This window comes from Variovorax sp. GW821-FHT09A10 (assembly GCF_059418385.1).
The window spans coordinates 891,110-904,658 of record NZ_JBWKPT010000002.1; the positions used below are offsets into that span (position 1 = coordinate 891,110).

Genomic DNA, 13,549 nt, shown 5'->3' on the forward strand with positions numbered 1-13,549 from the left:
GGACAACCACGCATGAAGACCACCCGCCTCTTCTTCGCCCGCAGCCTCCTGGCGCTGGGCTTCGTCGCCTTCGGAGCGACCGCACAGGCCGCCAACGACCTGCCCGGCCAGGGCATCACCGTGCAGCCGCTGAAAAGCTCGCTCGCCGAGGAAGCCTTCCAGACGCTGCTGGTGATGCGCGCGCTCGAGAAGCTCGGCTACACCGTCGAGCCGATGAAAGACCTGGAGCCCGCCACCGAGCACCTGGCCATTGCCAACGGCGACGCCACCTTCATGGCCAACCACTGGAGCCTGCTGCACGCCGACTTCTACAAGAACAGCGGCGGCGACGCCAAGCTGTGGCGCCAGGGCACGTACTCCGACGGCGCGGTGCAGGGCTACCTGATCGACCGCAAGACCGCCGAGCAATACAACATCACGAACCTCGCGCAGTTGAAGGACCCGGCCATCGCGAAGCTGTTCGATGCCGACGGCGACGGCAAGGCCGACCTCACCGGCTGCAACCCCGGCTGGGGCTGCGAACTGGCCATCGAGAACCACCTGAACGCCTACCAGCTGCGCGACAGCGTGACCCACAAGCAGGGCAGCTACGCGGCGCTCATGGCCGACACCATCGCGCGCTTCAAGCAGGACAAGCCGATCCTTTACTACACCTGGACGCCGTACTGGGTCAGCGCCGTGCTGCGCCCGGGCGCCGACGTGGTCTGGCTGCAGGTGCCCTTCTCGCCCGCGCAGGCCGGTGCACAGGTCGACACCCGCTTGCCCAACGGCCGCAACTACGGCTTCCTGGCCAACGAGCAGCGCATCGTCGCCAACCGGGCCTTCATCGAGAAGAACCCCGCCGCCGGCCGCCTGTTCGAGGTGATGAAGCTGCCGATCAGCGACATCAACGCGCAGAACCTGCGCATGAGCGAAGGTGCGAACAGCATGCAGGACGTGACGCGCCACACCGACGGGTGGATTCGGGTGCACCAGGCGACGTTCGACGAGTGGATTGCGCAGGCGCGCACCGCCGCCCGGTAACACCGACTCACACCCGCGCCGGCGCCCTTTCGCCCGGCGCCGGCCTGCGGTATTGGTGGCTGAGATAATCGAGGGCGTTCCCCCTCCAAGAAGATCCCCACCATGACGACCACGATCCAGCAGGCCGACCTGATCGAATCGATCAGCGCCGCGCTCCAGTACATCAGCTACTACCACCCCGCGGACTACATTGCCCATCTGGCCAAGGCCTACGAACGCGAGCAGAGTCCCGCCGCCAAGGACGCCATTGCGCAGATCCTGACCAACAGCAAGATGAGCGCCACGGGCCACCGCCCGATCTGCCAGGACACCGGCATCGTCAACGTGTTCCTCAAGGTGGGCATGGATGTGCGCTGGGGCGGCTTCACCGGTTCGCTGGACGACGCCATCAACGAAGGCGTGCGCCGCGGCTACAACCACCCCGACAACACGCTGCGCGCCTCGGTCGTGGGCGACCCGCAGTTCGATCGCAAGAACACCAAGGACAACACGCCCGCGGTGATCTTCACCGAGATCGTGCCCGGCAACACCGTCGAGGTGACGGTGGCCGCCAAGGGCGGCGGCAGCGAGAACAAGAGCAAGCTGGTCATGCTGAACCCCGGCGACAGCGTGGTCGACTGGGTGCTCAAGACCGTGCCGACCATGGGCGCCGGCTGGTGCCCGCCGGGCATGCTGGGCATCGGCATCGGCGGCACCGCCGAGAAGGCCGCGCTGATGGCCAAGGAAAGCCTGATGGACGACCTGGACATGCACGAGCTGCAGGCCAAGGCCGCCTCGGGCGCCGAGCTCAGCAAGGTCGAGGCGCTGCGCCTCGAACTGTTCGAGAAGGTCAATGCCCTGGGCATCGGCGCGCAGGGCCTGGGCGGCCTGGCCACCGTGCTCGACGTCAAGATCCAGATGTACCCCACGCACGCGGCCAGCAAGCCCGTGGCGATGATCCCCAACTGCGCGGCCACGCGCCACGCGCACTTCGTGATGGACGGCAGCGGCCCGGTCTACCTCGATCCGCCGTCGCTGGACCTGTGGCCCGACGTGAACTGGGCGCCCGACGAAAAGAAGAGCAAGCGCGTCGACCTGAACAAGCTCACGCCCGCTGAAGTCGCCAGCTGGAAGCCGGGCGACACGATCCTGCTGAACGGCAAGATGCTCACCGGCCGCGATGCGGCGCACAAGCGCATCCAGGACATGCTGGCCAAGGGCGAGAAGCTGCCGGTCGATTTCACGAACCGCGTCATCTACTACGTCGGCCCGGTCGATCCGGTCGGCAACGAAGCCGTGGGCCCTGCCGGCCCGACCACCGCCACACGCATGGACGGTTTCACCGAGATGATGCTGGCCCAGACCGGCCTGATCGCCATGATCGGCAAGGCCGAGCGCGGCCCGGTTGCCATCGAGGCGATCAAGAAGCACAAGAGCGCCTACCTCATGGCCGTGGGCGGCGCCGCCTACCTCGTGAGCAAGGCCATCAAGACCGCCAAGGTGGTGGGCTTTGCGGACCTGGGCATGGAAGCCATCTACGAATTCGACGTGGTCGACATGCCCGTGACCGTGGCGGTCGATGCCGGCGGCACCAGCGCGCACATCACCGGCCCGGCCGAGTGGCAAAAGCGCATCGCCAGCGGCGAGTTCAAGACCATTCCGCTGGAAGTCGCTTGAACCCGGTCGGCGTGTTCGACAGCGGCGTCGGGGGGCTGAGCACGCTCGCCGCGCTGCAGGCCGAGCTGCCGACGGAACGCTTCATCTACTTCGCCGACACCGCGAACGCGCCGTATGGCGAGCGCGGCGACGCCTACGTCATCGCGCACTCGCGCCAGGTGGTCGAACACCTGCTGCGTGCGCACGACATCAAGGCGCTGGTGGTGGCCTGCAACACGGCCACCACGGCGGCGATCCACGTGCTGCGCGCCGAATTTCCCTCGCTGCCCATCGTGGGCCTGGAGCCGGCGCTCAAGCCCGCCGTGGCGACGAGCCGCACGGGCCACATCGCGGTGCTGGCCACGCGCGGCACGCTGGCCAGCGCCCGGTATGCGGCGCTGCGCGATTCCTTCGCAGGCGCGACGACCGTGCGGCCCGTGCCGTGCGACGGCCTCGTGAAGGCCATCGAAGGCTTCGACAACCCCGGCATCGCCGCGCTGTGCAAGCGCTACATGTCGGAAGCAGGCCCCTTCGGCGACGGGCCAGGCGAGGTCGACACCGTGGTGCTCGGTTGCACGCACTATCCGCTCGTGAAAGACGAACTGCAGCGCCACGCACCGCCGACGCTGCGCTTCATCGACACCGGCGCACCGGTCGCGCAGCAGACGCGCCGCGTGCTGACATCGCTCGGCCGGCTGGCAGATGACAACGGCGAAGGCGGGCTGGTGCTCGAGAGCAGCGGCGCCTTGACCGTGCTCGAAGCCGCTGCCACACGTTGGCTTCCCGCACGTTCGCAAAGCGCTGCAGTGCCTGCGGCAAACGCCGCCTGACCTCACGATTGGCAATGCGCGCCCTCTTCTTCCTGCGTCATGCACTGGTCCTGCTGGGCCTGGCCTCGGTCGCCGGCCTGGGCCACGCCGCCTGCGAAAGCGGGCTGGCCGCGCGCATGCACGCCAAGCTCTATCCGAAGCAGCCGCTCGACGAGCGGCTGGCCGCCTGCAAGGTCTGGCCGGCGTTTCCCGGCCGCAGCATCGTGGTGCTGCCCATGCCGCGCGAGACCACGGACAAGGGCGCCAAGGTCTTCGACCTCGCGCTGCTGCTGATCCAGCGGCCCGACAACGGCAACACCGACCGCGACACGGTGATCGGGCGGATCTTCCTGCCCGAGGCGCTCGACGAAGACGCCACCACCTCGATCCAGGAAATCCGCGTCGACACCTCGCGCTATGTGCTGTCGCCCGACACGCGCGCCTTCGGCCTGCGCGTGCGCTACCGCGGCAACAGCACGACCTCGGGCCCGCAGGCCAGCGAGACCGTGCGCCTGTACGTGCAGCACGGCAACAAGCTGCGCCAGGTGCTGCAGGAGATCGAGCTCGACCACGACAACGGCGGCTGGGACGCCACCTGCACCGGCCACTTCGAGAAGCTGCGCACCATGCTGTCGGTCGCCCGCACCACGAGCAACGGCTTGGCCGACCTGCAACTGTCGCGCACGCTGGTGCAAAGCCGCGCGCAGGAACAGGAAGACCAGGGCTGCGTCGAGAAAGCGCTGCCCGCGAAGTTCAGCACCGTGACGCTGCGCTACGACGGCGAGCGCTACAAGGCGCCCAAGTCGCTGCAGCAGACGCCCTGAGGCGCACTTGAAACCCGGCGGGTCATTCACGGACCCGTCATACGAAAGCAACAGCATGCGCGGTTTGTTCCAAAGAACGGCCACGCACCATGAGTTCGCTTTCCCACCCGACCCGCATTCCCTTCCGCCCCATGCTGCTCGCCGGCACCCTCTCGATCCTGCTGGCTGCCTGCGGCGGCGGTGACGGCGGCGGCTTCAGCGGGTTCTTCCCGCCGGTCGCCAACCCGCCGCCGACCACGCCGCCCGCCGTGGTGCAGCCCGAGCCCGACCAGCTCGTGTCGAAGGCGCAGTTCACGCCCAACGCAGGCACCACCGAAGGCTCGTCCGACGCATCGACCGCCCTCGCCCTGCCCGGCGACTTCATGCTGGTGGCGGACGACGAGTCGAACGTGCTGCGCGTGTACCCGCGCGCCGGCGGCGCCGCGGTGAAGGAGTGGAGCTACAAGCTCGAAGGCCCGAAGCTCGCGAAGGAGCTCGACCTCGAGGCCGGCACGCGCATCGGCGACACGCTGTACTTCACCGGCTCCAACAGCAACAAGAAAGACGGCGGCGACGCGGCGGCCGACCGCTCGCACCTCTTCGCGGTGAAAGTCAGCGGCACCGGCGCAGCCACCACCTTCGACTACGTGGGCCAGTTCCCTCTGCTCGAAGCGCAGCTCATCGCCTGGGACAAAGGCAACGCCCACGGGCTCGGCGCCGACCACTTCGGCTTTGCCGTGTCGGCCGCCGCCGGCGTCGTGCCGGAGCGCGTCGACGGCTTCTCGATCGAAGGCCTGACCAGCGCGCCGGGCGACGCCGCCCTGTGGCTGGGTTTCCGTGCGCCGCAGACCGGCGCCTCGGTGCGCGCCAAGGCGCTGATCGTGCCGCTGCAAAACTACGCCGCGCTGATGGCCGGCACCGCCACGCAAGCCGTCTTCGGCGCGCCCATCGAACTGGAGTTGGGCGGCCGCGGCATCCGCTCGATCGACAAGGGCACCGACGGCAACTACCTGATCGTCGCGGGCCCGGCGGGCGCCGCGGTGCCGGAGGTCGACCGCAATTTCGCGCTGTTCGCCTGGGACGGCAACCCCAACAGCGCACCGGTCGAACTGTCGAACGACCTCGACGCGCTGCGCAAGGCCACGGGCGGCAGCTTCGAATCGGTCGTCGAAGTGCCGGGCCCGGTGAAGGCCGGCACGCAGGTGCAGCTGCTGCTGGACAACGGCGACACCAAGTGGGACGGCAAGACGGCCTCGAAGGACCTGCCCGCCGCCGAGCAGAAGTTCGACGGCTTCGTCGTGCGCCTGGGCGCGCCGTGGGTCGACACGGCCGCGCCGAAGCTGCAGAAGGCGTCGCCGCCGGCCGGCCGCGTGGGCGTCAACCTCGACACCTCGATCGTCCTGTCGTTCAACGAGGCGGTGCGCCTGGGGTCCGGGCGCATCGCGCTGCATGCGGCCGACGGCGCAGTGGTCGAGACCTTCCACGCCAACAGCCCCGCCGCGCGCGTGCAGGTGGCGTTCAACGTGCTGACGCTGGTGCCCACGGCCAAGCTTGCGATGAACGCCGGCTACTACGTCACGGTCGATGCCGACGCCATCACCGACGCCGCCGGCAACGCCTTCGTCGGCATCAACGACACGACGACGCTGGGCTTCACGACGGCCGGCGTGCCCACGCCACTGGCGGCCGGCGACCTGCTCTTCATGGCCGCCAACGCCGAAGCTCCCGACGCCTATGCCTTCGTGCTGCTGAAGGCGGTGAACGGTGGGACGCAGGTGCTGTTCACGGATCGCGACCGCGGCGACGGCACGGCCGAATTCATCGGCAACACCAAGGAAACGGCCTACTTCTGGACCGCGAACCAGAACCTGCCGGCCGGCACCATCGTGACCATTCAGACGGATGTCGTGGGCAGTCCGATCGCGGACAAGGGCTTCACGCTCGGCTCGCCGGGCGGCATCGGCAAATCGGAAACCATCTACGCCATCGCGGGCGGCACCATCAAGGGCCTGGGCGAAGGCAAGGCTGGAGAGATCACCTCGGTCGGCAACTACCTCGCAAGCATCACGCTCGGCGGCAAGGCAGGCAGCATTCCCGATGCACTCACGACGGCCGGCACGGCGTTCAGCTTCACGGTCGATCCGCTCAACCAGACCAACTCGATCTACATCGGCTCGCTCGACCGCTCGGACCTGGCGGCCTTCGCGGCGCGTGTGAAGAACCCGGCGAACTGGGTCCAGCGCTATGCGCCGGAAGCCGGCTACCCGCTGACGCGCGACAGCCTGTTCGGCGACAAGCTGCCCTGAGCGTCGTGGATCAGCTAGCCTGCAGCGCGGCTCTTCGGCCGCGCTGCATGTCGATCGGCAGCAGCAGCAACAGCCCGCCGATGAACAGCACGGCCGTCGAGAGGATCGCGATGCGCTGGTTGCCGCCGGTGGCCCAGGTGATGGCGCCGAAGCTCAGCGGGCCGATGATGCTGGCCAGGCGCGTGGCGAAGGTCCAGAGGCCGAAGAACTCGGCCAGCTGCTGCGGCGGCGCAAGGTAGCCCGTCATCGCACGCCCGGCCGACTGGCTCGAGCCCATCGCCAGCCCCGCGATGGCGGCGGCCCACCAGAAGCCGCCCTTGGTCGTGACCCATGCTGCAATCACGCACACCGCGATCCACGCGAGCAGCGTGGCGGCCAGCGACACCTTGTGGCCGATGCGGTCCTGCACATAGCCGAAGGCGAAGGCGCCGAGCGCGGCCGCGACGTTGAGCACGAAGATCAGCACCATCGTCTCGCTCGCGACGAAGCCGATCACCTGCTCGGCGTAGATCGCGGCCAGCGTGATCGCGACCGCCACGCCGCCCTGGTAGCAGACAGTGCAGACCAGCAGCCACATGAAGTCGCGGTAGGCACGGGCCTGCTGGAACGTGGCGCGCAATTGCCGCCAGGCGCTGTCCTGGCCGCGACTGGCCTGCGGCACGGCGCGTTCAGGCAGCAGCGCGAAGGTGACGCAGGCGGCCACGCCGTAGATCGCCGCGGTGATCAGCATCGTGACCGGCACGAAGTGCGCCGCCGGCAACCCGCGCGCCTGCGACCACAGCACGTACGCCAGGCACAACCCCAGCGCCAGCATGCCGCCGACATAGCCGAAGGCCCAGCCCCAGCCGCTCACCTTGCCCATGCCTTCCGCCGTCGCCAGTTCCGGCAGGAAGGCGCCGGTCAGCGACTCGCCGTAGGAGTAGAACGCGTTGGAGACAATCACCAGCGCCACCGCGAGCGCGACGCCCATCACCCCGCCCGCGAAGCCCGGCGTGAGCGCGAGCGCCGCGGTGGCGAGCACGCAGCCCGCGGTCGTCATGACCAGCACGCGCTTCTTGGCGGCGCGCAGGTCGGCCCAGGCGCCGATGGCGGGCATCGTGAACATCACGATCGCGTACGAGGTGCTGAGGGCCGCGGTCCACGCGAAGGTGGCCCATGGCGCCCCCTTGGCGATGCCGCCGACGAAGTAGGCGGCGAACACCGCCGTGATCACGACCGTGGTGTAGCCCGAGTTCGCGAAGTCGTACATCGCCCAGCCGAACACCTCGCGCTTGCGCACGCCGGGGCGCAACGCGGAGGCTGGGAACAGGGCCATGCGGCCTTTAGGACCGGACGGGGTGAAGGATCAGTGCAGGTGGCGCGGACGACGGCCACCGCCGTGACCACCACCGCTGCCGCCGCCGGCCCCACCGGCACCGCGCGGGCGCTTGCCGATTTCGAGCGAGTTCACGAGCGCGTCGAAACGGTCGCTGAAGAGGCGATCGATCTCGGCGACCACGCCGCCCAGCTCGGCACCGTCGAAGTGGCGTTCCATGAGGTTGACCACGTCTTCGACCAGCAGGTCGCGCTGCACCTGCATGATCGCGGCCGGATTGGGGCCCACGAACAGCATCAGGAAGTCGTCACGCGACTCTTCGTCGGGGTCGCCCTCTTCTTCGTCGAAATCGGTGTCGTAGAAGGTGACTTCAATGGCGGCGCCGCGTTCGGAGAGTTCGTTCAGGGCCATGCACATCTCGTCGAGCGCCTGACGGAAGTCTTCGTCGCCGGGCACGGTCCAGCAGATCTGCAGCGTGTGATCCTTTTGCTCGAAGCGAATGCCCGGTTCTTCTTCGTAGGTGCTGGTGGCACCGTCGGCCAGCGATTTGGCGCCCGCGTATTTCCAGAGCGGCTTCAGCGCCTCCTGGATTTGCTCGAAGCTCGCGTCCGCGCGCAGCGGCACATCGCCATGCACATGGATCTCAAATGGAGCGTTGTAGCGAGGCATCAAATACTCCCTTGTAAATATGGTGGTACCCGGAACGGGGGTCGAACCCGTATGCCCCGATCAAGGAAGCGGCGGATTTTAAGTCCGATGTGTCTACCAATTTCACCATCCGGGCCACAGGTTGAACATCGACGATAACCCAAATGAAACAAGCCCCGGCAACGTCGGTTGGCGGGGCTTGCGTATCGGAGCCGATCGGTCTTGATGAGAGAGTGGAGGCGCGACCCGGAGTCGAACCGGGCTAGACGGATTTGCAATCCGTTGCATAACCGCTTTGCTATCGCGCCACGCTGAATAACGAAATCGAACTGCGAAAAAAAGGGAAGCTGCTTGCTTCCCTTTTTCAAAACTGGAGCGGGAAAAGAGTCTCGAACTCTCGACCTCAACCTTGGCAAGGTTGCGCTCTACCAACTGAGCTATTCCCGCGTTTCGAGCCTCAAATTATATACCAGTTTTTTGAGGCTTCACAAGTTCTGCAATCAATCGATCAATGCTTGACCGAGCCTTCGGAAGCCGGCGCGCCCGCCCGCTGCTTGGCCAGTTCGGCCACTGCAGCAGCCGATGCGGCCACCTCTTCGTCGGACAACGGCTCAGGCATCTTCTCGAGCGCGATCTCGAGCACCTTGTCGATCCACTTCACCGGCACGATCTCGAGGCCGTTCTTCACGTTCTCGGGAATGTCCTGCAGATCCTTGGCGTTCTCTTCGGGGATCAGCACGGTCTTGATGCCGCCGCGCAGTGCGGCCAGCAGCTTTTCCTTCAGGCCGCCGATGGCCGTGACCTCGCCGCGCAGCGTGATCTCGCCGGTCATCGCGACGTCGGCACGCACCGGGATGCCGGTGAGCGCCGACACGAAGGCGGTCGTCATCGCCGCACCCGCGCTCGGGCCGTCCTTGGGCGTGGCGCCGTCGGGCACATGGATGTGGATGTCGCGCTTCTCGAACACCTCGTCCTTGATGCCCAGGCGGCGCGAGCGGCTGCGCACCACGGTGCGTGCAGCCTCGACCGACTCCTTCATCACGTCGCCGAGCGAACCCGTGCGGCTGATCACGCCCTTGCCGGGCATGGTGACCGCTTCGATCGTCAGCAAATCGCCGCCGACCTCGGTCCAGGCAAGGCCGACCACCTGGCCGACCTGGTTCTGCTTCTCGGCCAGGCCGAAGCTGTACTTGCGCACGCCGAGGAACTCGTTGAGGTTCTCGCTGTCGACCGTGACCTTGGGCGTCAGTTGCTTGAGCAGCAGGCCCTTCACCACCTTGCGGCAGATCTTGGACAGCTCGCGCTCCAGCGAACGCACGCCGGCTTCCCGCGTGTAGTAGCGCACGATGTCGCGCACGGCGGATTCGGTGACGGCCAGTTCGTCGTCCTTCACGCCGTTGTTCTTCAACTGCTTGGGCAGCAGGTACTTGATCGCGATGTTGGTCTTCTCGTCCTCGGTGTAGCCCGAGAGGCGAATGACTTCCATGCGGTCCAGCAGCGCCGGCGGGATGTTCATCGAGTTCGAGGTGGCGACGAACATGACGTCGCTCAGGTCGAAGTCGACTTCCACGTAGTGGTCGCCGAAGGTGTGGTTCTGCTCCGGGTCGAGCACTTCGAGCAGCGCGCTCGACGGGTCGCCGCGGAAGTCCGTGCCCAGCTTGTCGATCTCGTCGAGCAGGAACAGCGGATTGCGCGTGCCGATCTTGCTCAGCCCCTGCAGCACCTTGCCCGGCAGCGCGCCGATATAGGTGCGGCGGTGACCGCGGATCTCGGCTTCATCGCGCATGCCGCCCAGCGCCATGCGGGTGTACTTGCGGCCGGTCGCCTTCGCGATCGACTGCCCCAGCGAGGTCTTGCCGACACCCGGCGGGCCCACGAGGCACAGGATGGGTGCCTTCACCTTGTCGACGCGTTGCTGCACCGCAAGATATTCAAGGATGCGGTCCTTGACCTTCTCGAGGCCGTAGTGGTCGGCATTGAGCACGGCTTCGGCATTGGCCAGGTCGTGCTTGATCTTGGTCTTCTTGCTCCACGGCAGGCCGATGAGCACGTCGATGTAGTTGCGCACCACCGTGGCTTCGGCCGACATGGGCGACATGAGCTTGAGCTTCTTGAGCTCGCCCTCGGCCTTCTTCAGGCCTTCCTTGGACATCTTGGCGAGCTTGATCTTCTTCTCGATCTCCTCGATGTCCGCGCCCTCTTCGCCTTCGCCGAGCTCCTTCTGGATGGCCTTGACCTGCTCGTTGAGGTAGAAGTCGCGCTGGTTCTTCTCCATCTGGCGCTTCACGCGGCCACGGATCTTCTTGTCGACGTTCAGGATGTCGACTTCGCGCTCGAGCTGGCCGAACAGGTTTTCCAGGCGCGCCTTGACGTCGTCCAGGTCGAGCACGGCCTGCTTGTTGTCCAGCTTGAGCGGCAGGTGGGCGGCGATGGTGTCGGCCAGGCGGCCGGCGTCGTCGATGCTCGAGATCGAGGTCAGGATCTCGGGCGGGATCTTCTTGTTCAGTTTGACGTACTGGTCGAACTGCTGCATCACCGCGCGGCGCAGCGCCTCGACCTCGGTGCCCTTCTCGCCGCCTTCGGGCGCCTCGACGGGCGTCACGTTGGCCGAGAAATGGGTTTCGCCGTCATCGATGCGGTTGACGCGCGCGCGCTGCTGGCCTTCGACCAGCACCTTCACGGTGCCGTCAGGCAGCTTGAGCATCTGCAGGATGGTCGAGACGCAGCCGACCTCGAACATGTCCTCGACCGAGGGCTCGTCCTTGGCGGCGGCCTTCTGGGCCACCAGCATGATGCGGCGCTCGGCCTCCATCGCCAGCTCGAGCGCCTTGATGCTCTTCGGGCGACCCACGAAGAGCGGGATCACCATGTGGGGAAACACCACGACGTCGCGCAGCGGCAGCAGCGGCAGGTCGAGGGCTTCGGGGGGCAATGGGGTATGACCAGACATGAGCGTCCTTGTCCTTTAGGCCTTTTTCGCCGTTTCGCGGTACACGAGCAGCGGGGGCTTGTTTTCGTCGATGGTCGATTCCTCGACCACCACCTTGTCGACATTGGTCGCGTTCGGCAATTCGAACATGGTGTCGATCAGCGACTGTTCAAGGATCGAGCGCAGGCCACGCGCGCCGGTCTTGCGGGCCAGGGCCTTGCGTGCGATCGCCTTGAGCGCCGCGGGACGGATTTCGAGGTCCACGCCTTCCATCTGCAGCAGCTTGGTGAACTGCTTCACCACCGCATTCTTGGGCTCGGTCAGGATCTGCACCAGCGCGTCTTCGCTCAGCTCGGCCAGCGAGGCGACCACGGGCATGCGGCCCACGAGTTCGGGGATCAGGCCGAACTTGATCAGGTCTTCGGGCTCGACTTCGCGGAACACCTCGGTGATGCTGCGCTGGGCCTTGCTCTTGACCGCGGCGCCGAAGCCGATACCCGAGGCCTCGGTGCGGTTTTCGATGACCTTCTCAAGGCCGGCAAAGGCACCGCCGCAGATGAACAGGATGTTGGTCGTGTCGATCTGCAGAAAGTCCTGGTTCGGGTGCTTGCGCCCGCCCTGGGGCGGCACGCTGGCCATGGTGCCTTCGATGAGCTTCAGCAACGCCTGCTGCACGCCCTCGCCCGACACGTCGCGCGTGATCGAGGGGTTGTCGGACTTGCGCGAGATCTTGTCGATTTCGTCGATGTAGACGATGCCGCGCTGGGCGCGCTCGACCTCGTAGTTGCAGCTTTGCAGCAGCTTCTGGATGATGTTCTCGACGTCTTCGCCCACGTAGCCGGCTTCGGTCAGCGTGGTGGCGTCGGCCATCACGAAGGGCACGTCGAGCATGCGCGCGAGTGTTTGCGCCAGCAGCGTCTTGCCCGAACCCGTGGGGCCGATCAAGAGGATGTTGCTCTTGCTGAGCTCGACCTCGTCGCCCTTGGTGTTCTTTTCCTTGTGGCGCAGGCGCTTGTAGTGGTTGTAGACCGCCACCGACAGCATGCGCTTGGCCGGCTCCTGGCCGATCACGTAGTTGTCGAGGTTGGTCTTGATCTCCAGCGGCGTGGGCAGGTCGCTGCGCGCGTCGCGCGCCTCCTCACCGGCCGGCAGCTCGTCACGGATGATCTCGTTGCACAGGTCGATGCATTCGTCGCAGATGAAGACCGAAGGGCCCGCGATCAGCTTCTTGACCTCATGCTGGCTCTTGCCGCAGAACGAGCAATAAAGCGTTTTTTCGCTGGAGGTGCCTTTTTTTTCGGCCATGGACTTTTGCCTCGTGACAGGGTATGGACAATGATAACTAAACAAAAACGGCGTTTCCCGTGTGGGAAACGCCGTTTTTGCCATTCTGGCGCCCGCGGCGCCGGGCGGCTTTAACCGCGCTGGGAGACGACCTGGTCGACCAGGCCGTAATCCCTGGCCTCGTCGGCGGTCAGGAAGTAGTCGCGCTCGGTGTCCGACTTGACCTTTTCCAGCGGCTGGCCGGTGCGTTCGGCCAAGATGCGGTTCATCTGGTCCTTGGTGCGCAGGATGTCGCGTGCATGGATTTCGATGTCGGTGGCCTGGCCGCGTGCGCCGCCCAGCACCTGGTGGATCATGATCTTCGAGTTAGGCAGCGAGAAACGCTTGCCCTTCTCGCCGGCTGCCAGCAGGAAGGCGCCCATGCTGGCTGCGAAGCCCAGGCACATGGTCGACACCGACGGCTTGATGAACTGCATCGTGTCGTAGATCGCCATGCCGGCGCTCACGCTGCCGCCCGGGGAGTTGATGTAGAACGAAATGTCCTTGTCCGGGTTTTCGCTCTCGAGGAACAGCAGCTGGGCCACCACGAGGTTGGCGGTCTGGTCGTTGACCTCGCCCACCAGGAAGATGATGCGCTCCTTGAGGAGACGCGAGTAGATGTCATACGACCGCTCGCCGCGGCCCGACTGCTCGACGACCATCGGGATCATGCCGAGGCCTTGAATTTCCTGTGCGCTCATGAATTTGCTCTCCGGAAAATGGATTCGTTCGCTCTGATTGAACTGTACGCCTGAGTG

The 13,549-nt window shown here is 66.2% G+C and carries 10 protein-coding genes and 3 tRNA genes; 5 read left to right on the forward strand and 8 right to left on the reverse strand.

Annotated features, from left to right (window positions below; genetic code table 11):
- Nucleotides 1-12 precede the first annotated feature (12 nt).
- The 5 genes from proX to AC07Q9_RS10985 all read left to right on the forward strand — a co-directional run bounded on the left by proX (nt 13) and on the right by AC07Q9_RS10985 (nt 6,576).
- The gene (gene proX, locus AC07Q9_RS10965) at nt 13-1,023 is read left to right on the forward strand and encodes a glycine betaine/L-proline ABC transporter substrate-binding protein ProX (protein ID WP_495309339.1); all 1,011 of its coding nucleotides are present in this window, start codon (nt 13-15) and stop codon (nt 1,021-1,023) included.
- A 102-nt stretch (nt 1,024-1,125) separates the two neighbouring features.
- Nucleotides 1,126-2,679 carry a fumarate hydratase gene (locus AC07Q9_RS10970; protein WP_095947785.1) on the forward strand — a complete coding sequence of 518 codons (1,554 nt, stop codon included), beginning with the start codon at nt 1,126-1,128 and terminating at the stop codon, nt 2,677-2,679.
- Nucleotides 2,676-3,488 carry a glutamate racemase gene (murI, locus tag AC07Q9_RS10975; protein WP_495309341.1) on the forward strand — a complete coding sequence of 271 codons (813 nt, stop codon included), beginning with the start codon at nt 2,676-2,678 and terminating at the stop codon, nt 3,486-3,488. Before AC07Q9_RS10970 ends, murI begins: the two co-directional genes overlap by 4 nt.
- A gap of 14 nt (nt 3,489-3,502) precedes the next feature.
- Entirely contained in the window at nt 3,503-4,291 is a 789-nt protein-coding gene (locus AC07Q9_RS10980; RefSeq protein WP_495309343.1) for a PA3715 family protein, read from the forward strand.
- Nucleotides 4,292-4,380: 89 nt separating this feature from the next.
- A complete protein-coding gene (locus AC07Q9_RS10985; protein ID WP_495309344.1) occupies nt 4,381-6,576 on the forward strand; it encodes an Ig-like domain-containing domain in 2,196 nt (731 codons plus the stop codon).
- 10 nt (nt 6,577-6,586) lie between these two features.
- Here the strand turns inward: AC07Q9_RS10985 and AC07Q9_RS10990 are convergent, their stop codons facing one another.
- From AC07Q9_RS10990 to clpP, 8 genes are all read right to left on the reverse strand, one after another.
- On the reverse strand, nt 6,587-7,891 hold the full coding sequence (locus tag AC07Q9_RS10990) for an MFS transporter (protein ID WP_495309346.1): 1,305 nt from the start codon (nt 7,889-7,891) through the stop codon (nt 6,587-6,589).
- A gap of 30 nt (nt 7,892-7,921) precedes the next feature.
- The gene (locus tag AC07Q9_RS10995; RefSeq protein WP_495309348.1) at nt 7,922-8,560 is read right to left on the reverse strand and encodes a DUF6806 family protein; all 639 of its coding nucleotides are present in this window, start codon (nt 8,558-8,560) and stop codon (nt 7,922-7,924) included.
- 23 nt (nt 8,561-8,583) lie between these two features.
- A tRNA-Leu gene (locus tag AC07Q9_RS11000) sits at nt 8,584-8,675 on the reverse strand.
- A gap of 98 nt (nt 8,676-8,773) precedes the next feature.
- Nucleotides 8,774-8,847 (reverse strand) — tRNA-Cys (locus AC07Q9_RS11005).
- Between the two features lie 63 nt (nt 8,848-8,910).
- Nucleotides 8,911-8,986, reverse strand: a tRNA-Gly gene (locus AC07Q9_RS11010).
- Nucleotides 8,987-9,047: 61 nt separating this feature from the next.
- Nucleotides 9,048-11,489 carry an endopeptidase La gene (lon, locus tag AC07Q9_RS11015; RefSeq protein WP_495309350.1) on the reverse strand — a complete coding sequence of 814 codons (2,442 nt, stop codon included), beginning with the start codon at nt 11,487-11,489 and terminating at the stop codon, nt 9,048-9,050.
- Between the two features lie 15 nt (nt 11,490-11,504).
- Nucleotides 11,505-12,773 (reverse strand): ATP-dependent Clp protease ATP-binding subunit ClpX, encoded by a 1,269-nt coding sequence (clpX, locus tag AC07Q9_RS11020; RefSeq protein ID WP_062475840.1) that lies wholly within the window; start codon nt 12,771-12,773, stop codon nt 11,505-11,507.
- Between the two features lie 110 nt (nt 12,774-12,883).
- Entirely contained in the window at nt 12,884-13,492 is a 609-nt protein-coding gene (gene clpP, locus AC07Q9_RS11025) for an ATP-dependent Clp endopeptidase proteolytic subunit ClpP (protein WP_495309351.1), read from the reverse strand.
- Nucleotides 13,493-13,549: the final 57 nt, after the last annotated feature.

Bases quoted from the DNA above. Each gene is read 5' to 3' on its own strand.
- AC07Q9_RS10980 (WP_495309343.1), top strand. From the start codon at position 3,503: ATGCGCGCCCTCTTCTTCCTGCGTCATGCACTGGTCCTGCTGGGCCTG.
- clpX (WP_062475840.1), bottom strand. From the start codon at position 12,773: ATGGCCGAAAAAAAAGGCACCTCCAGCGAAAAAACGCTTTATTGCTCG.
- AC07Q9_RS10970 (WP_095947785.1), top strand. From the start codon at position 1,126: ATGACGACCACGATCCAGCAGGCCGACCTGATCGAATCGATCAGCGCC.
- AC07Q9_RS10985 (WP_495309344.1), top strand. From the start codon at position 4,381: ATGAGTTCGCTTTCCCACCCGACCCGCATTCCCTTCCGCCCCATGCTG.
- proX (WP_495309339.1), top strand. From the start codon at position 13: ATGAAGACCACCCGCCTCTTCTTCGCCCGCAGCCTCCTGGCGCTGGGC.
- AC07Q9_RS10990 (WP_495309346.1), bottom strand. From the start codon at position 7,891: ATGGCCCTGTTCCCAGCCTCCGCGTTGCGCCCCGGCGTGCGCAAGCGC.
- clpP (WP_495309351.1), bottom strand. From the start codon at position 13,492: ATGAGCGCACAGGAAATTCAAGGCCTCGGCATGATCCCGATGGTCGTC.
- lon (WP_495309350.1), bottom strand. From the start codon at position 11,489: ATGTCTGGTCATACCCCATTGCCCCCCGAAGCCCTCGACCTGCCGCTG.
- AC07Q9_RS10995 (WP_495309348.1), bottom strand. From the start codon at position 8,560: ATGCCTCGCTACAACGCTCCATTTGAGATCCATGTGCATGGCGATGTG.